This is a genomic window from Micromonospora sp. ANENR4, assembly GCF_015354395.1.
GTDB classification, from domain to species: Bacteria; Actinomycetota; Actinomycetes; order Mycobacteriales; family Micromonosporaceae; genus Micromonospora; species Micromonospora aurantiaca.
The window spans coordinates 362,024-385,713 of the sequence record NZ_JADKYQ010000004.1 but is presented as its reverse complement, the minus strand read 5'-3'; the positions used below and the strand labels follow the sequence as shown (position 1 = coordinate 385,713).

General features: G+C 74.4%; 19 protein-coding genes. 13 read left to right on the top strand and 6 right to left on the bottom strand.

Annotated features, from left to right (window positions below; all coding sequences use genetic code 11):
* Nucleotides 1-106: 106 nt before the first annotated feature.
* The 4 genes from IRY44_RS09750 to IRY44_RS09735 all read right to left on the bottom strand — a co-directional run bounded on the left by IRY44_RS09750 (nt 107) and on the right by IRY44_RS09735 (nt 5,733).
* Nucleotides 107-1,282, bottom strand: a complete 1,176-nt coding sequence (locus IRY44_RS09750; protein ID WP_194800101.1) for an alanine--tRNA ligase-related protein — start codon at nt 1,280-1,282, stop codon at nt 107-109.
* A gap of 509 nt (nt 1,283-1,791) precedes the next feature.
* Nucleotides 1,792-3,297, bottom strand: a complete 1,506-nt coding sequence (locus IRY44_RS09745) for a glycosyltransferase family 4 protein (protein ID WP_370584909.1) — start codon at nt 3,295-3,297, stop codon at nt 1,792-1,794.
* 190 nt (nt 3,298-3,487) lie between these two features.
* Nucleotides 3,488-4,627 (bottom strand): acyl-CoA desaturase, encoded by a 1,140-nt coding sequence (locus tag IRY44_RS09740; RefSeq protein WP_194800099.1) that lies wholly within the window; start codon nt 4,625-4,627, stop codon nt 3,488-3,490.
* A gap of 14 nt (nt 4,628-4,641) precedes the next feature.
* Nucleotides 4,642-5,733 carry a ferredoxin reductase gene (locus IRY44_RS09735; protein ID WP_194800098.1) on the bottom strand — a complete coding sequence of 364 codons (1,092 nt, stop codon included), beginning with the start codon at nt 5,731-5,733 and terminating at the stop codon, nt 4,642-4,644.
* A gap of 83 nt (nt 5,734-5,816) precedes the next feature.
* Between IRY44_RS09735 and IRY44_RS09730 the strand changes: the two genes are divergently transcribed.
* From IRY44_RS09730 to IRY44_RS09680, 11 genes are all read left to right on the top strand, one after another.
* Complete coding sequence (locus tag IRY44_RS09730) at nt 5,817-7,040, top strand: CdaR family transcriptional regulator (protein ID WP_194800097.1); 1,224 nt, start codon at nt 5,817-5,819, stop codon at nt 7,038-7,040.
* A gap of 106 nt (nt 7,041-7,146) precedes the next feature.
* Complete coding sequence (locus IRY44_RS09725; protein WP_194800096.1) at nt 7,147-8,151, top strand: nitroreductase; 1,005 nt, start codon at nt 7,147-7,149, stop codon at nt 8,149-8,151.
* A gap of 55 nt (nt 8,152-8,206) precedes the next feature.
* Complete coding sequence (locus IRY44_RS09720; protein WP_194800095.1) at nt 8,207-8,944, top strand: serine/threonine protein kinase; 738 nt, start codon at nt 8,207-8,209, stop codon at nt 8,942-8,944.
* A 793-nt stretch (nt 8,945-9,737) separates the two neighbouring features.
* Complete coding sequence (locus IRY44_RS09715) at nt 9,738-11,066, top strand: DegT/DnrJ/EryC1/StrS aminotransferase family protein (RefSeq protein WP_194800094.1); 1,329 nt, start codon at nt 9,738-9,740, stop codon at nt 11,064-11,066.
* The gene (locus IRY44_RS09710) at nt 11,063-12,247 is read left to right on the top strand and encodes an MFS transporter (RefSeq protein WP_194800093.1); all 1,185 of its coding nucleotides are present in this window, start codon (nt 11,063-11,065) and stop codon (nt 12,245-12,247) included. The genes IRY44_RS09715 and IRY44_RS09710 overlap by 4 nt, the downstream gene beginning before the upstream one ends.
* Nucleotides 12,244-13,215 (top strand): sulfotransferase, encoded by a 972-nt coding sequence (locus tag IRY44_RS09705; protein ID WP_194800092.1) that lies wholly within the window; start codon nt 12,244-12,246, stop codon nt 13,213-13,215. Before IRY44_RS09710 ends, IRY44_RS09705 begins: the two co-directional genes overlap by 4 nt.
* Nucleotides 13,216-13,219: 4 nt before the next feature.
* The gene (locus tag IRY44_RS09700) at nt 13,220-14,050 is read left to right on the top strand and encodes an SDR family oxidoreductase (RefSeq protein ID WP_194800091.1); all 831 of its coding nucleotides are present in this window, start codon (nt 13,220-13,222) and stop codon (nt 14,048-14,050) included.
* Between the two features lie 29 nt (nt 14,051-14,079).
* On the top strand, nt 14,080-14,919 hold the full coding sequence (locus IRY44_RS09695) for a class I SAM-dependent methyltransferase (protein WP_194800090.1): 840 nt from the start codon (nt 14,080-14,082) through the stop codon (nt 14,917-14,919).
* Between the two features lie 14 nt (nt 14,920-14,933).
* Entirely contained in the window at nt 14,934-15,812 is an 879-nt protein-coding gene (locus tag IRY44_RS09690) for a family 3 encapsulin nanocompartment shell protein (protein WP_194800089.1), read from the top strand.
* A gap of 13 nt (nt 15,813-15,825) precedes the next feature.
* Nucleotides 15,826-17,106, top strand: a complete 1,281-nt coding sequence (locus IRY44_RS09685; RefSeq protein WP_194800088.1) for an FAD-binding oxidoreductase — start codon at nt 15,826-15,828, stop codon at nt 17,104-17,106.
* A complete protein-coding gene (locus IRY44_RS09680) occupies nt 17,103-17,816 on the top strand; it encodes an aspartate/glutamate racemase family protein (protein ID WP_194800087.1) in 714 nt (237 codons plus the stop codon). The genes IRY44_RS09685 and IRY44_RS09680 overlap by 4 nt, the downstream gene beginning before the upstream one ends.
* Nucleotides 17,817-18,042: 226 nt before the next feature.
* Here IRY44_RS09680 and IRY44_RS09675 read toward each other — a convergent pair whose 3' ends face one another.
* On the bottom strand, nt 18,043-18,675 hold the full coding sequence (locus IRY44_RS09675) for a hypothetical protein (RefSeq protein WP_194800086.1): 633 nt from the start codon (nt 18,673-18,675) through the stop codon (nt 18,043-18,045).
* Nucleotides 18,676-19,107: 432 nt separating this feature from the next.
* On the opposite strand from IRY44_RS09675, the gene IRY44_RS09670 reads away from it, so the two are divergent.
* Nucleotides 19,108-21,897 carry a LuxR family transcriptional regulator gene (locus IRY44_RS09670; protein WP_194800085.1) on the top strand — a complete coding sequence of 930 codons (2,790 nt, stop codon included), beginning with the start codon at nt 19,108-19,110 and terminating at the stop codon, nt 21,895-21,897.
* A gap of 177 nt (nt 21,898-22,074) precedes the next feature.
* Nucleotides 22,075-22,611: a hypothetical protein gene (locus IRY44_RS09665; protein ID WP_194800084.1), complete on the top strand. Its 537-nt coding sequence runs from the start codon at nt 22,075-22,077 to the stop codon at nt 22,609-22,611.
* 10 nt (nt 22,612-22,621) lie between these two features.
* On the opposite strand, the gene IRY44_RS31240 is transcribed toward IRY44_RS09665, so the two are convergent.
* Complete coding sequence (locus tag IRY44_RS31240; protein ID WP_194800083.1) at nt 22,622-23,677, bottom strand: acyl-CoA dehydrogenase family protein; 1,056 nt, start codon at nt 23,675-23,677, stop codon at nt 22,622-22,624.
* Between the last annotated feature and the right edge of the window lie 13 nt (nt 23,678-23,690).

Here is a 23,690-nt window from a genome sequence, read left to right as displayed (position 1 = left end):
CCGCTTCCCTCGCGTGGCGTCCGCCTCAGAGTCTGGCACCGGCCCGGCCGGGCGGCCACCGCTGCGCCGCCGCCGCTGGCCTGGCCGCCGCCCGCCAGGCCGCTGTTCAGCTCGCCTCGGCGAGCAGGCCGTCGACCAGGTCGCGGGGCAGCCCGTGGGTGTCGTGCAGCCAGTGGTAGTCGCGTTCGGTCAGCGGCCCGCGCGCCCGTACCCGGTCCACGAGCGACCGTCCGCGTCGCAGCAGTCCGCGGAAGCGGCGTTCCTCGTCCACCAGCGTCGCGTGCAGCGAGCCGACGTCGACCGGCTGGCGGAAGCGGCGCAGCGTGTCCCCGTACACCTGGGGTGGCAGATCGTCCAGGGTGCGCGCCGGATCGTCGCGCCACAACACCGTGAGCGCGCGGCGCAGCAGCCGCCGGAGTACGTACCCGCGGCCGGTGTTGCCGGGACGTACCCCGTCACCGAGCACGACCACCGCGGACCGCAGGTGGTCGGAGACCACGCGCAGGTCCGCACCGCGCAGGTCCCACCGCTCCCCCACCGCGTCCACCCACGGCCGCAGCCCGTCGCCGGTGAACACGGACCGGTCGCCGCGCAGCACCATCTCCAGCCGTTCCAGGCCCATGCCGGTGTCGATGCTGGAGTGCGGTAGCGGCGTGAGCCGGCCGTCGGGGTGCCTGTGGTAGCGCATCTGCACGTGGTTCCACACCTCCACCCACCGCGCGTCGGTGCTGGGTGTGCCGGTGGGCGGGCCGTCGCCGGTCCACACGAAGATCTCCGAGTCCGGTCCGCAGGGGCCGGTCGGGCCGTTGGACCACCAGTTGTCCTCGCCCAGCGCCTCCACCGGGACGCCGAGCCCGGTCCAGGTGTCCCGCGCGGTGTCGTCCGGCCCTTCACCGTCGCCGCCGCCGCCGAAGACCGTGGCGTGCAGCCTCCCCGCCGGGATGCCGAAGCCGTCGGTGAGCAGGCCGAAGCCCCAGCGCAGGCTGGTCGCGATGTCGTAGTCGCCGAGCGACCAGGAGCCGAGCATCTGGAAAACGGTCAGGTGGGTGCTGTCGCCGACCTCGTCCAGGTCCGTGGTGCGCAGGCACCGCTGCACGTTCGCCAGTCGCCGTCCGCCCGGGTGCGGGCGCCCCAGCAGGTACGGGGTGAGCGGGTGCATGCCGGACGTGGTGAACAGCACCGGGTCACCGGGCGGCGGAACGAGCGAACTCTCCGGCGCGTCCTGATGGCCGTGCCGGTGGTAGTGGTCGAGGAACGTCCGGGTGATGTCGTCGGGTGTCATGGCGGGTGCCTTCCGGGTACGGGTGACCGGACGGCCCGCCGCGCGTTTCACGGCGTCGACACGACGACGCCGGCGGACCGTTTCCGGTCGCCGGCGTGGGTGTGGGGCAGGTCAGGCGGCGGCAACCGGCGAGCGGGAAGCTCGCGCGGCTGCGGCGGTGAAGGTGCGCCTGCTCTGCATACTTCGACGCTAGCCCGGCCGCCCCGTCCCGCCCAGCCCTTTTCCCGCGCGCCCCCGTGCCCTCGCCCGCGCCCACCCTCGCCCTCGCTCGCGCTGACTCAAGATCAACACCACTTCCCCGAAATGGCGGGGTCGGCGCCCTTCGGATACCGCCACTTCGCCGAGGTGGAGTTGATCATGCGACTCCCGAGGTGCGGGTGGAACGGCATGGGTGTCAAAACGGGCCGGAGACACCCATGGTGTTCCACCCGGGCGGGTGGCGGGTGGCGGGTCGCGGGTGGCGGGTCGCGGATGGCGGGTTGTGGGTGGCAGGAGGTGGGTGGCGGGCGTCAGCGGGTGGGGGTGAGCAGCCGGCGGTAGAGGGCGTCGAGGCGTTCGGCCTGCGCCTCCCACGTCCACCCCGGGAGTGGCGAGTCCGGGCCCTCGTACGCGGCGCGGTAGCGGGCCGGATCCGCCAGCACCGTCCGGACGGCGCGGGCCAGGTCGGCGGCGTCGCGGGCGCGGAACACTTCGCCCTGGCCGGTGGCCCGGACCGTCTCGGCCATGGTGCGGACGTCGCTGACCACGATCGGCAGCCGCGCGTGCGCGTACTCGAAGAACTTGGTGATCAGCGCGATCTCGTGATTGGGCCAGTGGTGCAGCGGGATCAGCCCGATGTCGGCGGTGGCGAGGAACTCGACGAGCTGGTGGTGCGGCACGTACGGCAGCACGTGCACCCGGTCGCCCACGCCGTGCCGGGCCGCGCGGGCGACGACCTGACGGACGTAGGCGGCGGCCGGGTCGGCGACGACGAGCGCCAGGTGTACGCCGGGCAGCAGCGGCAACGCCTCGACCACGGTGTCCACGCCGCGCTGGACCGCCATCGCCCCGCTGTAGACGAGCAGCGGCGTGTCCGGGCGCAGACCGCACCGCTGCCGCAGGTCGGGAGCGGCCAGGTCGGCGGTCTCGAAGGCGGCCGACTCGAGGGCGGGCGGCTCGGAGGCGGGCGCCTCGGGGGCGGCCGGCTCGGGGACGGCCGGCTCGGGGACGGCCGGCTCGGGGACGGGCGGGTCGGAGGCGGTCGGCACGGGAGCAGCCGGCTCGGGGGCGGTGGTGACCGGGGCGTTCAGCACCACGGTCGGGCGTTCGGGCAGGGCGTGGTCGCGTACCAGCAGGTCGGCGAGCGTGTCGGAGACGGTGACCACCGCGTCGGCGTGACCGACGTACTCGCGGACGTAGCCGAGGTGCGCGGGCAGCCAGCGGCGGTTCTCGCGGCGGGGTCGTGCGCCGGGCAGCCACTCGTGCGCGTCCCAGACCAGCTTGACGTCGCGTCCGGCGGCGCGGGCGCGGTCCACGGCGCGGGCGGCCACGCCGAGCATCCGGAAGTCGTGCGCGTGGATCAGCTCGGGTCGCAGCTCGTCAACGACGGGCCCGGCGACCCGTTCGTAGTCCCAGAGGCCCGGCTCCAGCCGCCGCCAGGCCCCGTCCCGCAGCCGGGCCCGCCAGTAGCGGACCTGGGCGTGCTCCACCGGACAGCGGGCCAGCCGCGCCGCGCGCAACGGGAGCCCGCCCCGGGCCACCAGCCGCGCCCGCAGCCCGGACACGCCGCCCAGGCTCGCGAAGCCCTCGCGCGAGCCCGCACGGCCACCCGAAGCGGAAACGCCGCGCTGGCCGGCGACGACGGCCGGTGAAGCGGCGAGCGGCAGGACGCGGGCCTCGGCGTCGCCGAGCCGCCAGCGGCGTTCGGCGTCGACGTGGGCGCAGCCGATCAGGGTGACGTCCCAGCCGGCGTCGGCGGCGGAGCGCGCCGCCTTCTGCACCCGCGAGTCACCGTCGATCGCGTTGTCGACGAGCATGACCACGCGCCGGCGAAGCCGCATCGTCGAACACCCTTCACCCGTACGCCCCGACGGGCGCGAGTGTACGGGGACGCGGGACCTCACGACGGCCGCTAAACCGGCTCTGAGCTGCGGTGATGCCGACTGTGCAGCGGATGGTCAGGTGCCGGCCGGTGAACGTTCACCGGCCGTGCACCGAACGGGCGGGTCAGGCCGTACCGGAGGAGACCAGCGGGGCCGGGGCGACCGGCTGCCGGCTGTCGTTGCGGTTGGGCAGCGACAGGCGGATGACCTTCCACCAGGCGGAGGCGACCTGCTTGGGCAGCGGGCCGGTGGTGTAGTGCAGGCCGTACCTGTCGAACAGCGCCCGTACCTGCGGGGCGATCTCCTGGTAGCGGTTGCTGGGCAGGTCGGGGAAGAGGTGGTGCTCGATCTGGTACGACAGGTTGCCGGTCAGGATGTGCAGCAGCCGGCTGCCGCTGATGTTTGCCGAGCCGAGCATCTGCCGCAGGTACCACTCACCGCGGGTCTCGCCGTCGATGGAGGTCTTCTCGAACGTCTCCACGCCGTTGGGGAAGTGCCCGCACATGATCACCGAGTGGCTCCACACGTTGCGAAGCAGGTTCGCGGTGAACGTGGCGGCGAGCGTGGACAGGAACGACGGGCCGGACAGCAGCGGGTGCACCACGTAGTCCTTGAGCACCTGGCGACGGATCTTGCGCCCGACGGCCTTCGCCTTGGCCCGGAACTTCGGGTCCTTCAGCTTGCGCTGCTTGAGGTGGTCGCCGAGCTCCATGTCGTACGCGGCGATGCCGTACTCGAAGAACATGGCGTTGATCAGGTTCCAGAGCGGCTGCCCGAGGTGCATCGGGTGCCACGGCTGGTCCTCGTCGACGCGCATGATGCCGTACCCGAGGTCGTTGTCCTTGCCGACCACGTTGGTGTAGCGGTGGTGCAGCTCGTTGTGCGACTGCTTCCACTGGTCGGCCGGGGAGACGTGGTCCCACTCCCAGGTGGTGGAGTGGATCTTCGGATCACGCATCCAGTCCCACTGGCCGTGCAGGACGTTGTGCCCGATCTCCATGTTCTCCAGGATCTTGGCGACCGTGAGCCCGGCCGTGCCGACGATCCAGGCCGGCGGGAACAGCGAGAACAGCAGCACCGCACGGCTGCTCATCTCCAGTGTCCGCTGGGTCTTGACCACCTTGCGGATGTAGCGGGCGTCCCGCTCCCCCCGGTCAGCGAGGACCCGGTCCCGGATCGCGTCCAGTTCCTTGCCGATGATCTCGATGTCCTCGGCGCTCAGGTGGGCGATCGGGTTGACGGCCTTCTTCTGGATGACGGTCACGTGGGTGGCTCCTGTCAGAGATCGATGTCGCAGGTACCGGCGGCGGCCGACACGCACGTCTGGACCAGCACGCCGTCCCCCGGTACGGCAGTGGTGACGTCGCCGTTGCGCAGGTCGCGGACAGCGCCCTGGCGCAGCGGTACGACGCAGCCGAAGCAGATGCCCATCCGGCACCCGGAAGGCATCAGCACTCCGGCGTTCTCCCCCGCGTCGAGCAGTGTGGTGGCGCCGTCGGACTCGACTGTCACGCCCGCCCCGGTGAAGGTCACCGTGCCTCCCTCGCCCGGCGTGATCACCGTCGGGCGGAACCGCTCGGTGTGCAGCCGCTCGACGAGACCGTTCGAGGACCAGTACCCCTCGACCGCGTCGAGCATGCCGATCGGCCCGCACGCCCAGGTCTCCCGGTCGAGGTGATCGGGCACCAGGTCGGCCAGTTCGGCGACGTCGAGCAGTCCGTCGGTGTCGGTGTGCCGCTCGACCAGACGCAGCGCGCCGCGGTCGGCGAGCGCGCGCAGTTCCGTACCGAAGATGACGTCGTCGCGGGTGGGCGCCGAGTGCACGAGCACCACGTCGGCCCGATCGGCCAGCCCGGAGCGCAGCATCCCCATGACCGGGGTGATGCCGCTGCCGGCGGTGAGGAACAGGACGCGCCCGGGCGTCGCGGCGGGCAGCACGAACTCGCCCTGGGCCTGGTCGAGGTGCACGATCGTGCCGGGCCGGAGCCGGCGTACGAGGTAGTTGCTGACCTTGCCGTCGGGGATCGCCTTCACCGTGACGGAGATCCGGCCGTCGGCGGCGTCCGGCGGCGAGGTGAGCGAGTACGCGCGCCACTGGCGCACCCCGTCGACGTCTACGCCGAGGCGGATGTACTGCCCGGGCGTGTGGCCCTGCCAGGCGCGGCCGGGCTGGATCACCAGCGTGGCGGCGTCGCGGGTCTGCGGGCGGACCGCGACGATCTTGCCGCGCAGCGGGGCGCCCGCGCGCAGGGGCGCGATCAGGTCGAGGTAGTCGTCGGGCAGCACCGGTGTGGTGACCGTTCCGGCCAGCCGCAGCAGCCTGTCCCGGAAGGAGACCTTCTGGGGGCGGCGGGGGGCAGTTGTGGTCATATGACCAGCGTGACCGCCCGATCGCATAACATCTTGACCGGCAAAGGTGAAACAGTCGCAGGTTTTTGTTCGGAGGGAACAACATGACGTCGGAGGCCGGTACGGGGCAGCGCGCCGCGCACCTCAACCTCGACGCCGGGGTGGCGGAGACGCTGCGCGCCCGGCTGCCGATGGTGGCCGAGCGGACGGTCTCCGCGATCACCGCCGAGGTGCCTGACTACTCGGGCGCGCTCACCGGAGCCATGCGGGCGAAGATCGAAAACGCGGTACGCATCGCACTCGGCACGTTCCTCCAGCTCATCGAGGGTACCCAGGCGTTCGACCCGAGCACTCCCCTGGCCCCGGCGCTGGAGGCCGCGTACGCGCTGGGCAGCGGCGAGGCCCGCTCGGGGCGCAGCATGGACGCGCTGCTGGCCGCGTACCGGGTGGGCGCCCGGGTGGCCTGGCGCGAGGTGTCGACCACGACGGTACGCAGCGGGCTGGCCGCCGAGACGGTGGCCGAGTTCGCCGAACTCATGTTCGCCTACATCGACGAGCTGTCCGCGGCGAGCGTAGCCGGGCACGCCGACGAGCTGGCCAGCGCCGGCCGGATGCGCCGCCGCAACCTGGAACGGCTCACCCAGCAGTTGCTGGCGGGCGAGCCGGAGGAGTCGCTGCGGCGCAGCGCGGAGCGCGCCGACTGGCCGCCGCCGCAGACGCTGACAGTGGTGCTGCTGCCCCGCCGGCACCTGCGCGCGGTGCTGGCGCTGCTCAGCCCGTACACGCTGGAGAGCGGGGAGGACCTGCCCGGCGTGAATTCGGTCGAGGATCTGGCCGTCCTGCTGGTGCCGGACATGCACGGCGGCCGGCGCCGCCAGCTCACCCGGCTGCTGCACGGGCACCGGGCGGTGCTCGGCCCGGCCCGGCCCTGGCACCGGGTCGCCGCGTCGTACCAGCGGGCCACCCGGGCGCTCGCGCTCGGCCTCGGCGAGGCGGACGCCGGACCTGTCGACACCGAGCGCCACCTGGCGACGCTGCTGCTCAGCATGGACCCGGAGGCCCTGGCCGACCTGCGCGCGCAGGCGCTCGCGCCGCTGGCCGCGCTGCCCCCGGCCACCGCGCAGCGGCTGGCCGAGACGCTGCGGTCGTGGCTGCTGCACCAGGGACGGCGCGACGACGTGGCGGCCGACCTGTTCGTGCACCCGCAGACCGTCCGCTACCGGATGGGCAAGCTGCGGGAGCTGTTCGGCGACCGCCTGCACGACCCGACGACGGTGCTCGACCTGACCATCGCTCTGGCCGTACCCCCGGAGCCGGAGGGGGCCTGACGCCGCGCCGGGGCGCACGGCCCGGTGCGGCCGGGACCTCCGGCCCTGTCCGCCCGCGACGGCGGCGGGCAGGGTCGGAAGGGGACGAGCAACCAGGAGGGCCGCCATGAACAGCTCATCGACCCACACCGAGCAGGACCCGAGGGTACGGGTGCTGGAGGCGGCCGCCCGGCAGTCCCTGCACGCCCCGTCGGTGTTCAACACGCAGCCCTGGCGCTGGCGGGTCACCGGCGACGCGCTGGAGCTGCGCGCCGACCCGGACCGGCAGCTCGCCCACACCGACCCGGACGGCCGGCTGCTCATGCTGAGCTGCGGGGCCGCCCTGCACCACGCGCGCGTGTCGCTGACGGCGGTCGGCTGGGCGGTCACCGTGGAGCGGCTGCCCGACCCGGCCGACCCGTCGCTGCTGGCCCGGGTGCGTACCACCGGCCCGGCCGACCTGGACGTGCCGGCGGGCCGCCTGGTCGACGCCATTCCGCGCCGCCGCACCGACCGCCGGGCGTACGGGGACCGGCCGGTGCCGGAGGCGGTGCTGGCCCGGCTCGGTGACGCCGTGGAGGCCGAGGGCGCCCATCTGCACGTGGTCCGGCCGGACCAGATGCCGATGCTCGCCGTCTCCACCGGTCGCGCCGCCGACGCGGAGCTGGCCGACCCCGCGTACCGGGAGGAGCTGCACCGCTGGACCCACCGCCCGGAGGGCAGCGGCGACGGCGTGCCCGCCGCCACCGCCGTGCGGCCGTCCCCGCGCCGGGTGCCGCTGCGCGACTACGCCCCCGGCGGGGCGGCCGGGCTCAGCGCGGGCGCGGACTTCGACCGGGGCGCGGCGTACCTGATCCTGTTCGGCGAATCCGACGAGCCGGCGGCCTGGCTGCGCGGCGGCGAGGCGCTGTCGGCGCTGCTGCTCACCGCCACCGCCGAAGGGCTGGCCAGCGCGCCGCTCAGCGACGCCGTGGAGCTGGCCTGGCCGCGCCGGATGATGCGCGACCTGCTGGCCGGCATCGGCGATCCGTACCTGGTGGTGCGCGTCGGCTGGGGCCCGGACGCGGAGCTGCCGCCGGCGCCGCGCCGCGCGCCGGCCGACGTGATCGAGGTGGTGGACCAGCCGCGGTGACCCGACGCGGTCCGGCGGGCCGCCGCCGGCGCGACCGTCGTCGTAGCCTCGACGCGTGGAGAACCTCGACCCGGCCGACGCGTTCGTGGTCTTCGGCGACCAGGACTCCGGGTGCGTCTCCTACGGCGTGGAGTCGGCGGGCCGGCGCTGGTTCGTGAAGCGGGCCGGGACGCCCGCGGCGCGTGAGTCGCTGACCCGCGCGCTGGGCCTGCACGCCGCGGTCCGGCACCCGGCAGTGGTCCGGCCCGAGCTGGTCCTCGACGGCACGGACGGCCCGACGCTGGTGTACCCGTGGTGCGACGGCGTCGTGCTCAACCACGCCACCACCGGCGGCGGCAGCGACCGGAGCGGGCTGGCCCGCTTCCAGCGGCTGCCGGTCGCCGAGGTCCGCGTCGCGCTGGACGTCATCCTCGACGCCCACCTGGCCGTGAGTGCGGCCGGGTACGTCGCGGTCGACCTGTACGACGGATGCTTCCTCTACGACTTCGACGCCCACCGGATGCGGCTGATCGACCTGGACGAGTACCGCCCGGGGCCGTTCGTACTCGACTCCGATCGGCTGCCCGGTTCCCGTCGTTACCTGTCGCCCGAGGAGCTGACCCGGGGCGCGACGATCGACGAGCGCACCACGGTCCACGCGCTGGGTCGTACGCTGCACCACCTGCTCGACGGCCCGTCCGGCTGGCGGGGCACCGCCGCCGAGCGCGCGGTCGCCGACCGGGCCGGCCGGTCCGATCCGGCTCAGCGGTACGCCACCGTGGCCGCATTGGTTCGCGACTGGCGAGCCGCCTGATTCGCCGGCCTCGTCAGGCCGGGTATCGACGGCACGCTCGCCCTTGTGGGTGACTTTCCGTTACAGCAGCCCGATTCGGCAGCCAATCACAGAGGGTGACAGTAGTTGCCGGGGCCGAATGGGTCGAATTGTCCGCAGCCTGCTCCTGAACAGCGAAGATGCGCGGCGAGCCGATAGTTGGACGCATACCCCTTCGCGCCCTTTGCTCTGCAGCCACATAGGCGGCAGTGGCCGTGAGTCACCGATGCGCCGGTGGCTGCAGAGCAAAGGGCGCGGAGTGAGTTCTGCCGCGAGCGGCGAAGGTTACTTTCGGTGACGGCGGGTCCCGACGGCGGCCGGACCCCGGCACGACCGAACCCCGCACGATCGGGCGCGGTGCAATCAGGCCCGATGCCATCGAGCCCGGCGCACCCAGGGCGTCGCCCGACGCGCCGGGGCGGCGCACCGGGGCGGCGGATCGAGGCGCCGGGGCGGCGCGCCACCTTCGGCGGCAGAGGCGGGGCGCCGCACCGGCGGATCAGCGGGCCGGCAGCGACAATTCCGCATAGTCCACTGTCGGCACAGCCCGGCGCCGAACATATTCACGTCTATCTGTTGACGCGTACGGGATCGACGACAATCATTACTCTCGCTGGATCGACGTACCATGAATGTCGGATCTGGTGGCATTTCTTACCCCTCGACGGGATCGCGCCGGGACTGCGATTCCGCCGGGCGACCATGCCCGGCGCACGGCCCGGCCAATCCTATCGAGTCGCTAGGAATTGTCGCCGCTCGCCCGAGGAGTCCGCCGGTGGACGGGAACGACGACGCTCCCGCACCGAGCCCGCCGAGGCCGGTGCAGAACGGCTCTGAGCTGCCCGAACAGCTCGCCTTGCACGGCGGGCAGCCGGTGCGGCGTACGCCCTGGCCGACGTACGACAAGGGCGCCGTCTTCGTGCACAGCGAGGACGAGGACGCGGCTATTCGCGCCGTCCGCAGCCACCTCTACTTCCGATATGACCATCGGCCGCCTAATGAAACCGAATGCGGGCGGTTCGAGGCCGAGCTGTGTCGTTATTTCGGCACCCGGCACGCGCTGGCCGTTTCCAGCGGTACCGCCGCGCTGGCGCTCGCCCTGATGGGCGCCGGAGTGCCACCGGGCTCATTGGTGGCCTGCCCCGGATTCACTTTCGTCGCCACCCCCAGCGCCATTGTGCTGGCCGGTTGCCGGCCATTCCTGGTCGAGGTGGACGACGACCTGCGGATGGACCTCGACGACCTGCGCCGCCGGTGGCGGCCGGAGATCCGTGCCGTCATGGTCGTCCACATGCGCGGCTTCGCCGCCGACGTCGAAGCGCTGTCCGCGTTCGCCGCCGAGATGGGCGTGCCGCTCATCGAGGACGCGGTGCCGGCGCTCGGCGCCGAACTCAACGGGCGCAAGCTCGGCACGTTCGGGGCCGCCGGAGCGTTCAGCACCCAGTCCGACAAGGCGCTCAACTGCGGTGAGGGCGGCTTCCTCATCACCGACGACAGCACGCTGTTCGCGCGGGCGGTGGCGCTGTCCGGGGCGTACGAGGGACGGCTGCGGCGGCACTTCCCGCACGGCGAGCCGCCGCTGACCGGCCTGGACCTGCCGCTGCTGAGCCTGCGGATGGACGAGATCCGGGCGGCCCTGCTGCGCGCCGAGCTGACCCGGCTGCCGCAGCGGCTCGCCCTGTTCCACCGCAACTACGCCCACGTCAGCGCCGCGCTGTCCGGACTGCCCGGGATCGCGGTGCGGCGGCCGGTCGCGCCCGGGGCGTACCTCGGGGAGGCGTTCGTGTTCCGCGTGCCCGGCGGCGACGCGGGCTGGGGCGACGCGGGCTGGTTCGCCCGCGCGCTGCGGGCGGAGGGGATCGACGCCCGCAACATCGGCGCGGACGACGACCTCAACGTGCGGGCGTTCTGGAACTGGCGGTTCCTGTACGACAGCGCCGACCCGGGCGAGATCCGTGCGACGCTGCCTCGTACCGCACGGCTGCTGACCGAGACCGTCGACGTGCCGCTGTCGTCGAACCTCACGCCCGAGGACTGCGACGACCTGGTCCGCGCGGTCCGCAAGGTGGCCGCCGCCCGTGAGACCGCCCTGGTCGGGTCGTGACCGGCGCGCACACTCCGGCCCGGCCGCTGCCCCGGCTCGCGCTGGCCGGGCTGCTCGGCGGACTGTTCACCGGCTACCTCGGACTGACAGCGGTGATCCCGGTGCTGCCCGGCTTCCTGCGCGAACGGCACGACGCCGGTGACCTCACAGTCGGCGTGGTGGTCACCGTGACCGCGGTGACCGCGCTGCTGGTCCGGCCGGTCGCGGGCGCGCTCGCCGACCGGCACGGCCACCGCACGGTGATGCTGGCCGGGGCGCTCGTGGTGGCCGGCGGCGGCCTGCTCTACCTGGCCCCGCTGAGCGTGCCCGCGCTGGTCGCGGTCCGGCTGCTGCTCGGCGCCGGTGAGGCGGCGCTGTTCACCGCCGGTGCGGTGTGGATCGTGCAGCTCGCCCCGCACGAGCGGCGCGGCCAGCTCATCGGCCTGTACGGAGTGAGCATGTGGGGCGGCATCTCCGCCGGCACGTTCCTCGGCGCCACCGTGCAGCAGGCCGGCTATCCGGCGGTGTGGCTGCTCAGCGCGGTCGCCCCGGCGGCCGGCGCGGCGCTCGTCGCGCTGGTGCCCACGCCGGCGCGTACCGCACCCGCGGCGAAGGGCGCCGGGCTGCTGCTGCGCCCGGCGCTGCTGCCCGGCATCGCGCTCACCTTCGGCGCCGCCGGGTACGCGGGTCTGGCCGCGTTCGTCGTGCTGCACCTGGACGCGCGGGGCATCGGCCACGGCGTGGTGGTGCTGAGCGTCTTCAGCGCCGTGTACGCCGGCACCCGCCTGGTCATCGGGCACCTGCCCGACCGGCTCGGCCCGCGCCGGGTGGCCACCTGGTGCGGGGTGGGCGAGGCGGTCGGCCTGCTGGTCATCGCGGTCGCGCCGAACCTGCCGGTGGCGGTGGCCGGCAGCGTGGTGATGGGCGTCGGGTTCTCCCTGCTGCACCCGTCGCTGGCGCTGATGGTGATGAACCGCACCGACCCGGCGCGGCAGGGCGCAGCGATCGGGGCGTACACCTCGTTCTGGGATCTGGGCCTGGCGGTGTGGGGGCCGGCGACCGGCCTGGTCGCCGCCGGTCTCGGTTATCCGGCGGTGTTCGTCGCGGGCGCGGCCGGCGCGGCGGTCGCCGCCGCGATGGCGCTGCGCATCGGCCGGCCGGCGCCCGCGCCCGCTCCGGCGGCGGAGGTACGCGCGGCATGAGCGCACCGATGACCGTCCTGAGCGTCAACGGCTGGTGCCGCAACGGCAGCACCATCATCGGCAACGTGCTCGGCGAGGCACCCGGTGTGGTGCACGTCGGTGAGCTGCACTTCCTGTGGAAGAACTCGACCGGGCGCGGCGTGAACGACAGGTGCGGCTGCGGCGCCGCGCTGACCGCGTGTCCGCTGTGGTCGGCGGTGCTGCCGCTGGGCCGTCCGGCCGGGATGTCGGCGGACGCGCACGCCGCCGAGGTGATCCGTCGGCAACGGGCCCGGCTGCGGACCCGGCACACGTGGCGGGTGCTGCGCCGGGGCGCGTACGACGCGGACACCCGGGCGCACGCCGACCTGCTCGGCGCGATCTACCGGGAGGTGGCCGCACGCACCGGCGCCCGCGTCATCGTGGACAGCACCAAGATCCCCGGCGAGTCGGCGTTGCTGCCGCACGTGCCGGGCGTCGAGGCGTACTGGCTGCACCTGGTGCGCGACCCGCGTGCGGTGGCGCACTCGTGGCGGGAGCCGAAGGAGTACGTGTACGCGATGTCGGCGGCGCGCAGCACCGCGTACTGGCACGGGTTCAACCTCGCGTCGGCGGCCATAAACAGGCGTCACCCGGACCGGTCGGCGTTCCTGCGCTACGAGGACTTCACCGCCGACCCGGCCGGCACGATCGGTGACCTGCTGAAACTGGTGGGCGTCGACCCGGCGGCCAACCCGGTACGGGACCGGAGCGTCGAGCTGCGCGGCAACCACACGGTCACCGGCAACCCGGACCGCTTCCGGACCGGCCGGACCGTCATCCGGGACCGCGACGACGGGTGGCGGCGCACGCTGACCGGCCGGCAACGGCTCGCAGTGGCGGCGCTGGCCTGGCCGCTGTCCACCCGGTACGGCTACCGGTCCGGCGGGCCGGCCGGCGACCCGGCGTACCCCGGCGCGGCGGCCCGCGTCGGCGAGACGGAGAGGTGAGGACGTGGATCTGGGGCTCAAGGGCCGGGTGGCGCTCGTCGCCGGCGGCACCAGCGGCATCGGGCTGGCCTGCGCGAAGGAGTTCGCCGCGGAGGGCGCGCACGTGGCGGTCTGCGGGCGTGACCCGCAGCGGCTCGCCGCCGCCGAGCGGGAGCTGACGGCGGTGGCGTCCGGCCGGGTCAGCGCGACCGGCGTGGACCTCACCGACACCGGCGCCGCCGCCCGCTGGGTGGACCGGGTCGCCGCCGAACTGGGCGGCGTGGACGTGCTGCTGGTCAGCGGCGGCAGCCCGCCGGTCGGCACCGCCACCGGCTTCGACGCCGACGACTACCGGTCGGCTGTCGACCGGGTGCTCCTGCCGGCGGTCGCGGTGTCGCTCGCCGCGCTGCCGCACATGCGCGCCGCGGGCTGGGGCCGCCTGCTGCTGATGGCCTCCGAGACCGCCTGCGTGCCGATCGGCCCGCTCGTGCTGTCCGGGGTGACCCGGGCGGCGCTGGTCCGCTTCGCGCAGGGCCTCGCCGTCGACGTGGGCCGCGACGGCATCACCGTCAACGTGCTCGCGCCCGGCGGGGTGCGGACGCCGCCGATGGAACGCGCCGCGGCCCGGCTCGCCGGCACCGACGGCGACGTCGAGGCGCGGCTGGCCGCGATGGGCCACCACAGCGCCGTCGGCCGGCTGGCCCGGCCCGAGGAGGTGGCCGCGGTGGCCGCGTTCCTGGCCGGCGAACGCGCGTCGTACGTGACCGCCGGGGTGCACCTGATCGACGGCGGCGCCTCCGCCACCGGCCCCGACCTCCCCCACCTCACCGGCGTCCGCAAGGACACCTACGCCTGACCCACCGACCGCCGCACAAGGGAGTGCCCATGTCCACGACCAGCCGGTTCACCGAGCGGGACGTCTCCGAGTTCTTCGACCAGACCACGCAGACGTACCTCAGTTTCTGGGACAGCGAGGGCGTGCTGCACACCGGCTACTTCGCCGGGGAGGACGACACCGACTACCACGCGGCGGCCGACCGGACCTCCGACATCCTCGCCGCCGACGCCGGGATCGACGCCTCGGCGAACGTGCTCGACGTGGGCTGCGGCTGCGGCAACTTCCTGCTGCGCCTGGCCGAGCGCACCGGCTGCCGGGGCGAAGGGCTGGACCTGAGCATCGAGCGGGTGCGCTTCGCCGAGCAGCGGCGCGCCGAGCGGGGCCCCTCGCTCCCGGTGTCGTTCCGGCACGGCTCGGCCACCGCCCTGCCGTACGACGACGGCACGTTCACGCACGTGGTCAGCCAGGACGCGCTGTTCCTGGTGCCGGACAAGCCGCGCAGCCACGCCGAGATGTTCCGGGTGCTCGCCCCCGGCGGGGTGCTCGCGGTGTCCGACTTCCTCCAGCCCACCGAGCGGATCGGCGAGGCGGCCCGCAGGCACGTCTACGACCGGGTGCGCTGGAACGACGGCTACTCGCTCGACGGCTACCGCCGGGCGCTAAGCGAGGCCGGGTTCGTGGACGTGGTCGCGCGCAGTCTCGACGCGCACATCAGGCAGACGTACCGGGTGCTGGGCCGCACCGCCCGGGAGCGTGCGGAGACGACGGCGGACGAGGCGGCGCGGACCTGGATCCTCGGCTTCGCCGACTCGTGCGACGAGATCCAGGCGGCGATCGACAGGGGCGAGTTCGGCTGGGGCATGTTCGTCGCCCGCAAGCCGGCCTGAGGGAGGGACAGCAGATGTCGCAGCGCACCGACACCGTGAAGCGGACGATCGCCGAGGTGGTCGCCGAGCGGAGGACGCAGATGTCGCCCGGCGCGACGTTCGTCGAGGCGTTCACCAAGGACGGCTTCGACACCAGCGTCGACTACGACGTCACGATCACCGATTCCCTCACCAGTTCCCGGCGCAAGCCCCGCTACCCGTCGCGGAACATGCTCAAGGTGGTGGACCTGTCCCGGGATCCGCAGGACTTCTACTGGCACGAGAGCCCGCCCCGGCCGGACGACCCGGCGGTGGACGGCGCCGACCTGCGCCGGGAGGCGGCGAACCACTTCCACCGCTCCCCCATTCCGCCGCTGCTCACCACCACCGCCTGGGTGCAGGTGCCGGACACGCTGTGGGAGGACCCGGTCAGCTTCGCGCAGTTCATCGACTACCGGCTGGTGGTGCGGCTGGCGACGGCGGAGAACCACACGATCCTGCGCGGTGAGGGCGGGCTGCTGACCATGCCGGACCTGGGCCGGCTCACCGACCCGGGACCGTTCGCGTCCACCGTCCTGGCCGCGTGCAACGAGGTCGAGCAGATGGGCAGCACCGCCGACGGGCTGATCATCAACCCGGCCGACTACTACCGGCTGCTGGGCAGCGGCTCGCTGATGCGCGACGTGGAGGACAACGGCGTGTTCATCGTGCGTACCCGGCTGGTCGACCCGGGCACCGCGATCGTCGGGGACTTCGGCCACGGCGCGCTGCTGTTCGACGCCGGCCGGTCCACCATCGCGTTCGCCGAGCCGCCGCCGGGCACGTTCGCCGAACCCGGGGTGGCGCTACGCGCCGAGATCTGGGAGCGGGTCGTGGTGAACCTGCCCACCTGCTTCTTCGTCGTCACGCTCTGACCGGCGGCGACCGATGACGACGCCGGGCCGTACCGACCCCGACGTGCTGGTGGTCGGCGCGGGCGTGGTGGGCCTGTGCTGCGCCTGGTTCCTGCGCCGCGCCGGGCTCAGCGTGACGGTGGTGGACCGGGGCGAGGTCGGTGACCCGGCGGCCTGCTCGGCCGGGAACACCGGTTTCGTCGGCACCCAGGGCTCGGCGCCGCTGGCCGAGCCGGGGGTGCCGGCCACCGGGATCCGCTGGCTGTTCAGCCCGCAGAGCCCGTTCGCGGTCCGGCCCCGGCTGGACGGCGCGCTGCTGGCCTGGCTGTGGCACTTCCGCCGGCACTGCACCGAACGGCACGCCCGCGCCGGCTTCGAGACGCTGCTCGCGCTCAAGCAGCGCAGCCTCGCACTGCTGCGCGAGATCTGCGCCGAGGACGAGCTGGCCGGGACGCTCACCGAACGCGGCATGATCCTGGCCTGCCACACCGAGCAGGGGTACGCGAAGGCACGCCGGACGATCCCGGCGGCCACCGCGCGCGGCGTGCCGCTGCGGGAGCTGGACCGGGCCGAGCTGGCCCGGCTGGAACCCGGTGTCGACTTCGCGGTGGCCGGGACGCTGCTCAACGAGGAGGGCGCCGCGCTGCGCATCCCGGCGTTCCTGGTGGCGCTCGCGGCGGCGCTGCGGGCGCGGGGCGTGGACGTCGTCACCGGGGCGGAGGTACGCGGCTTCGAGGTGACCGGGCGACGGGTACGCGCGGTGCGCACCAGCAGGGGCGAGCTGCGCCCGGCCGAGGTGGTGATCGCCGCCGGGGTGTGGTCGGCGACCTGCGCCCGGATGCTCGGCGTCGGGCTGACGCTGCAACCGGCGAAGGGCTACACCGTCACGCTGCCCGCCGGCCCGGGGACACCCACCCGGCCGGTGCTGCTCAGCGAGGGCAAGGTCGCGGTGATGCCGCTGGGTGACCGGGTACGCGTCGGCGGCACGCTGGAACTGTCCGGGCTGGACACGTCGATCTCGCCGCGCCGCGTCGACGGGATCCTGCACACCGCACGGCGGTACCTGCCGGCACTGGACACCGGCCGGCGGCTGGACGTGTGGAGCGGACTGCGGCCGTGCACCCCGGACAGCCTGCCGCTGATCGGGCGGGCCGGCGCCTACGACAACGTCAGCGTGGCCACCGGGCACGGGCACATCGGGATGGGCCTGGCACCGGCCGGTGGGCAACTGCTCGCCCAGCTCGTCTCCGGCGCCGAGCCGGACCTGCCGCTGGACACGTTCGCGGTGGACCGCTTCCGGAAGGGGATCTCGTGAACGACCGGCCGGAGATCGGCGTGCTCTGCCTCGACACCAGCTTCGACAAGATCCCCGGTCACATCCGCAACCCGGACACGTTCGACTTCCCGGTGCGCTACCGGGTGGTGGAGGGCGCCACCCCGCAGCGGCTGGTCCGCGAGGCCGACCCGACGCTGCTGCGACCGTTCGTCGACGCGGCCCGTGACCTGGAGGCGGCCGGGGTCGCCGGGATCACCGGCGCGTGCGGGTTCCTCGTGCTGTTCCAGGCCGAACTCGCCACCGCCGTACGCGTCCCGCTGTGGTCGTCGAGCCTGGTGCAACTGCCGATGGTGCACCGGATGGTCGGGCGCCCGGTCGGGCTGCTGGTCGCCGACGAGGCGGCGCTGACCCCGCGTCACCTGGCCGCGATCGGCGCGGCCGACGTGCCGGTGGCGGTCACCGGCATGGCCGGGCAGCCGGAGTTCCGCGAGGTGATGCTGGAGGGCCGGCGCGACGCCCTGGACGTCGAGCGGCTGGCGGCCGAGGTGGACGAGCGGGTCGACGCGCTGGCCGCCGCGCACCCGGATCTGGGGGCGCTGGTCGTCGAGTGCACGGACCTGGTGCCGTTCGCCCACCGGATCCAGGCGCGGCTGGGTGTGCCGGTGTTCGACATCGTCACGTTGACGACGATGGCGTACGCGAGCCTCACCCGGGGGCCGTACCACCGGAAACAGCGCGGACCGCAATGAGGAGCTGTCGGAGAACTGCGCCGGAAACCGCCGGTTTCGTACCCGGCCGGGGCGCAACGACAACGGATGCGCCGCTGACGTGCGGCACTTCCGCCGATTGGTCAATAATTGCGGCCGGAAGAAGTGGGCAAACGGCTGGAACAACTGTTCCGTGGGCGCGCTCCCAGGCTCCCGAATCGACGCAGGGTGAACCGGCGGTGGCAGTTTCGGTGAACGGTCACCGCGGTCAGCCGCACCAGTCGTAACCGGGCGCGCGGCGGGTGCGGTGCGCCCGCAACGGGACGCCGGAGGTGACGGCGAGCACCGCCCGCCGCGCGGTCGCCTCGATCCGCCGGCTGTCCGCCCCGGTGAGGCCGATCTGGTTGAGCAGACACCGCAGCGGGGTGGTCAGCTCGTCCGGTCCGCCGGCCACCGGGACGATCCCCGACCGGCGCAGCACCGCGGTCCACCGCGCCACCCAGCCGCGCCCCTCGGCGAGCAGCCCGGCCACGCCGCGCAGCCGCGCCGGCACCCCGGGTTGCGGCGACCGCAGCCACTCCACGCAGTGCGGACAGGCGTCCGTCCCGGCCGGCGTGACGCGCGCCGAGCCGGGGTACGCGGCGGCGACCCCGGCGCACAGGAACGTGGCGAGGGCGAGATCGCAGCCCGTCCGGATCCGCGCCGGGCGGGTGGCGGTCGCCGCGATGATCTCCAGGGCGAGCGCACTGGACTGCTCCCGCAGGTCGGTGTGGCGTACCGGCAGCGCGCCGGGCTCGGGGCACACGGTCACCGGCCGGCCGGCGCTGCGGCCGGCGAGCACGAGACCGGCCAGCCGGGCCCGGACCACGCCGGGGTCGGTGCAGCGGCCGTGCACGTGCACGTCGGCGGAACCGCGCCGGTCGTAATACCAGCCGGTAACCTCACCGCTTCGGTGCAAGCCCGAAAAGAGCGGACCGATACCCCTCGTCAGAAAGGAGTCGGCATGGGTCGAACGGCCCGGTAACGGACAGTGCAACAGCACCCAGTCACCGGTTTCCTGACCTCGTTTGCGCATGGGCGAACCCTTTCCGCGAAACACCGCGACCAGTGTCGATCGCCGGCCCGTCGTCGACAGTGGGGGAAACCCCACATTGCATCGGGGCGTTAGGGTTCGTGGCGTCAACAACCGTCGATTACGCCGGTATCCGGCGCAACGGTGCACCCGCCCGGCGCCGTGCCGAGCGACGGCACATCATGGACGGCAACGCCCGGGCGGAGCAGGCCGGGGTCGGGCGCCCGCCCGGCGCACGTCCCGAAAGGATGCAGGTGTCCGATGGCGAGCCTCGACGACGACCCGGAGGGAGCCGAACCGGCGTCGTTCGTGGGCCGGGCACCCCTGCTGGCGGCGGCCCGCCGGGCCGTCACCGCGGCGGCCGACGGCACGTCCACCGTCCTTGAACTGCCCGGCGCGCCGGGGATCGGGAAGACGGCGCTGCTCGAACGCTGCGGACGCCTCGCCCGCGCCGCTGGACTGAACGTGCTGTCCGCGGTCGGGCGCGCCCCCGCGACGTACGCGATGCTCGCCCCGCTCTGGCGCTCCCACGACGGCGCGCGCGGCCGGCGTGACCCGAGGTCACGGCTGCTCGCGGCGCTCGCCGCCGGGCACAGCCGGCAGGGCGGCCCGATGCTGCTGGTCGACGACGCGCACCTGGCCGACGCGTCCTCACTGGAGCTGATCGGCGAGCTGGTCCGCAATCCGCCGGCCGGGCTGGTCCTCGTGCTGGCGTACCGGCTGGCCCGGATGTCGGCCCCGCTGGCCGCGGCCCTGGCGGTGACCAGCGGCCGGCACGAACGCCTGGAGGTGCCGCCGCTGTCGGTGGTCGAGGTCGGGCGGATGCTGGCCCAGCCGTGCCACCGCGCGGAGCGCATCCACGCGCTGGGCGGGGGCAACCCGCTGTACAGCCAGGCGTACCGGCACCTCGACGACGACTGCCTGGACCCGAGCCGGCACCAGCCCGTCGACCTGGCCGAGGCGCTGCCGCCCGAGGTGGTGCGGGTGCTCGCGCCGGAACTGGCGCTGCCGCCGACGGAACGGGCCGTGGCCGAGGCCGCCGCGGTGCTCGGAGTGAGCTTCGACCCGACGCTGATCGCCGCCATGTGCGAGCTGGACCCGCAGGACTGCCAGGACCTGACCGACCGGCTCGTCGCCCGCGAGGTGCTGCGCGCCGATCTGCACGAGGAGCCGGCGCTGCGGTTCCGGCACCCGGTGCTGTGCGCCGCGGTCTACCAGCAGGTGCCGCCGGGACGCCGCCGCACGCTGCACGCCACCGCCGCCCGGGTGCTGCGCGAGCTGGGCCATCCCGCGCCCGCCTACGCCGACCACCTGGCCCGATCGGCCCGCCCGGGCGACACGGACGCCGCCCGTACGCTGCTCTCCGCCGCCGGTCATCCGTTCGTGCCGGCGGCGGACACCGTGCGCTGGCTGTCGGTGGCCGCGCGTCTGGCCCCGTCGGCGTCGGCGCGCTCCGGGCTGCCCCCGGCCGAAGGGCTGCACCTGGCCGACGCGCTGGTGCGCGCCGGCCGGGTTGCCGACGGGCGGGGGGTGCTCCAGGACGTCGCGGCCCGGTCGGACGGGGACGTGCGGGCGGAGGCGGTCCTGGCCCAGGCCCGGGTGGAACGGCTGCGCGGGCAGAGCCGCCTCGGGTACACGCTGCTGCGTGACCTGATGCCGGAGCCGCACACCGCGCCGCTGCCCGGACGGCTGACCGCGGCCGTCGCCGCGGAACTGGCGATCTGCGGGGCGCTGGCCGGTGAGCGGGAGGCGGCCCGCTACGCCGCGCTGGCCCGGCGGACCGGCGGGGCGGCCGGCCGCCCGGTGGAGGCGGCGTGGTTCGGGGTGGTCTCGGCGTTCGCCGCCTGCTACGTGCCGAGCACAGTGGACGTGACGGCGACAGTGGCCGACGCCACGGCGGCCGCCGACGCCTCGACCGACGCCGAGCTGAGCACCCACCTGGACGTGCTGGCGCTGCTCGGCTGGGTGGAGTTGCTCCAGGGCCGCGAGACGCGCGCGATCCGGCACTTCGACCGGGCCCTGCGCATCGCCACCACCGCCCGCAACGATGTGCTGGTGCCGTATCTGCGCAGCGGGCGGTCCTGCGCCGCCCGCCAGCTCGGCCTGCTGGACCAGGCGCGCGCGGACGCCGTCGAGGCCGAGCGGTACGCCGACCGGCTCGAGCTGGACACCATGCACCGGTTCGCGCGCATCATGCGGACCGCCGTCGTGTACTGGCAGGACGGGCCGGCCGCGGCGCTGCGCCTGGCCGAGCCGGTCGTGCGCAGTTCGGCCGACGACTGGTTCGGCTCGGTCGTCCAGCGCATCCACGCGCAGATGCGCGACGAGTGCGCCGACCGCGCCAACACGCTGACGTTGCTGATCCGGGCCTGCGGCGGGACGACGCTGCGCGCGGTGGACGTGTGCCACCGGCCCTACTGGGCCGCGACGCTGTCCGGCGCGGCCCGGCGGCGGGGCGACGTCGAGGAGGCCCGGCGCTGGGTGCAACAGGCCGAACGGCACGCGGGCGCGTGTGACCTGCCGGGGCAGCAGGCGCACGTGGCGCTGGCCCGGGCGCGGATCGCGATGGCCACCGACCTGCCCGCCGCGGCGGCCGGCGCGGCCGGCGCCGCCGAGGCGTTCGCCCAGCTCGGCTGGCCGCTGGAGGAGGCCGCCGCGCGTCTGGTGCACGCCAAGGCGCTGGACGGGCTGCACGACTGGCAGGCCGCCGAGGCGAGCCTGGCCCAGGTGCGCCGCATCGCCGAGGCGTGCGGCGCCCGGATCCTGCACCGGGCCTCGATCAGCGCGCAGAGCCGGTTGCTGGGCCGGGCCGGTCGTGCCGGCCGGCGGACCTCCGGGCCACCGGCCGACATGCCGACGCTGACCCGCCGGGAACGGGAGATCGTCCAGCTCATCGCGACCGGCATGAGCAACAGCGAGGCGGCGGAGCGGCTCTACGTCACGGTCAAGACCGTCGAGGCACACCTGACCCGCATCTTCCGTAAGGTCGGGGTGCCGTCACGCTCCGCGCTCATCGCCTCGATGATGGACCCCGGCACCGACGAGTATTGAGTCTCTGTGCTGGGGTCCGGCGATTCCGCGTTCGCCGCTTGGTGTATTGCGTCTTCTGTTCCGCTACGATGTGTCAACCGTGCTTCGACGCAAGCCGCGCACCCTACCTCCGACGCCCGGGCCGCGCCACCGCGGGACCAGAAACTCTGGACCGCAGGTGCCCGAAGAAGGCATGACATGAACGAATACATCGTCACCATCGTCCCCGTCGTCGACGACAGCTTCGCCAGTCCGGCGGTGCAGACGCGGGTCCGCCTCGAACTCGAGGGCGGCCGTCCGACGGTCAAGGAGGTCGTGATCCAGCCGGTCGAGGGCGCGGAGATGCGCGGCGGCGAGCTTCCGTACGTCAATCTCGAACTGCTGCTGTCCGCGTTCATCCCGGGTGCCGCCGGGGACCGGCCGGGCGTGTCGGTGACCGGTGGCGCCCTCCCCCGGGTCAGCACCGGCGCGGCCGAGCCGGCGCGTGCCGAACCGGCGAGCCCGACGGCCGGGCGGTCCCGCAAGGGCGGGCTGAGCCGCAAGCCGTCCGCGACCGCCCGGATCCAGGCCGGGCGGGCGTACCGGCGGGCGCCGCAGGACGACGAGCTGGAGGCCGTCTACCGGCAGACCGGCACGATCGCCGGGGTGGCCGGGCACTTCGGAGTCCCCGCGCACACCGCGCAGGGCTGGATCACCCGGTTGCGCCGCAAGCACTCCGCGGCCACCGACAGCTGAACCCCGGGCGTCAGGCCGCGGCGAGGACCATCGCGGCCAGCTCGGCCCGCAGATCCGACGCCGTACCGGCGAAGTCCTGGTGCCACAGCGCCCGGCGGTACCAGCGATGGGCCGGATGCGCCCAGGTGAACCCGGCCGCGCCGAGCGTCTGGATCGCGGCCTCGGTGGCGGTGAGCGCCGCCTCCCGCGCGGCCAGTGACGCCGCGACGACCTCCGGCTCCGCGCCGGGCTCCCGCTCCGCGACGCACCAGGCGGCGCGGTAGGCGAGCGACCGCGCCGTCTCGATCCGGGCGTACGCCTGGGCGAGCGGGTGCGACACCGCCTGGTTGGCGCCGATCGGGCGGCCGAACTGCACCCGGTCGCGGGCGTGGGCGACGGCGATCTCGTGGGCCCGGCGGGCGATTCCCACCGCCTCGCAGGCGAACAGCGCCAGCGCCAGCCGCCGGGTGTCGGCCAGTACCCGGCGGGTGTCCAGCCACAGGTCCTCCGCCGGCGCGCCGGCGAGGTCCACCCGGCACTCGGCGCGGGTGGCGTCCCACGGCGCCGGCAGCGGGACGCGACGGGTCGCCGCGAGGTCGGCGAGGTACAGGCCGGGGCCGTCGGGCCCTCGGGCGACCACCACCGCCGAGGTGGCGGCCAGGCCGTCGACGACGCGTTCCTTGCGGCCGTGCAGCCGGACCGCGTCCCGGTCCGGTGCTGCCCGGCAGCCGGGCAGGTGCGCCTCGTCGAGACGGGCCCGCCCGGCGGGTGCCTCCGCCCACGCCAGCGCCACCGGGCCGGCCGGCGGCTGACCGGCGGCCCGCAGCGCCGGGCCGGCCAGCGCGACGGTGGTCAGCCAGGGCTCGCGGTGCAGCCCGTAGCCGCACTCCTCGGCGAGCACGCCCCACTCGACCGCGCCGAGGTCGGCGTCGAGCCAGCCGAGCGTGCCGAGCGTCTTCCAGGCGGCCTCGCGCCGGGCCGGGTCGGTCTCCGGGACACCGGCGGCGTCGGGGGACTGCTGCTCGGCCAGGTACCGGCGGGCGGTCTCGGCGAGGGCGAGTTGTTCCGGGGTGAACGCGAAGCGCACGGTCCCTCCACGG

Bases quoted from the DNA above. Each gene is read 5' to 3' on its own strand.
- IRY44_RS09750 (WP_194800101.1), bottom strand. From the start codon at position 1,282: ATGACACCCGACGACATCACCCGGACGTTCCTCGACCACTACCACCGG.
- IRY44_RS09745 (WP_370584909.1), bottom strand. From the start codon at position 3,297: ATGCTCGTCGACAACGCGATCGACGGTGACTCGCGGGTGCAGAAGGCG.
- IRY44_RS09735 (WP_194800098.1), bottom strand. From the start codon at position 5,733: ATGACCACAACTGCCCCCCGCCGCCCCCAGAAGGTCTCCTTCCGGGAC.
- IRY44_RS09730 (WP_194800097.1), top strand. From the start codon at position 5,817: ATGACGTCGGAGGCCGGTACGGGGCAGCGCGCCGCGCACCTCAACCTC.
- IRY44_RS09725 (WP_194800096.1), top strand. From the start codon at position 7,147: ATGAACAGCTCATCGACCCACACCGAGCAGGACCCGAGGGTACGGGTG.
- IRY44_RS09705 (WP_194800092.1), top strand. From the start codon at position 12,244: ATGAGCGCACCGATGACCGTCCTGAGCGTCAACGGCTGGTGCCGCAAC.
- IRY44_RS09695 (WP_194800090.1), top strand. From the start codon at position 14,080: ATGTCCACGACCAGCCGGTTCACCGAGCGGGACGTCTCCGAGTTCTTC.
- IRY44_RS09690 (WP_194800089.1), top strand. From the start codon at position 14,934: ATGTCGCAGCGCACCGACACCGTGAAGCGGACGATCGCCGAGGTGGTC.
- IRY44_RS09685 (WP_194800088.1), top strand. From the start codon at position 15,826: ATGACGACGCCGGGCCGTACCGACCCCGACGTGCTGGTGGTCGGCGCG.
- IRY44_RS09670 (WP_194800085.1), top strand. From the start codon at position 19,108: ATGGCGAGCCTCGACGACGACCCGGAGGGAGCCGAACCGGCGTCGTTC.
- IRY44_RS09665 (WP_194800084.1), top strand. From the start codon at position 22,075: ATGAACGAATACATCGTCACCATCGTCCCCGTCGTCGACGACAGCTTC.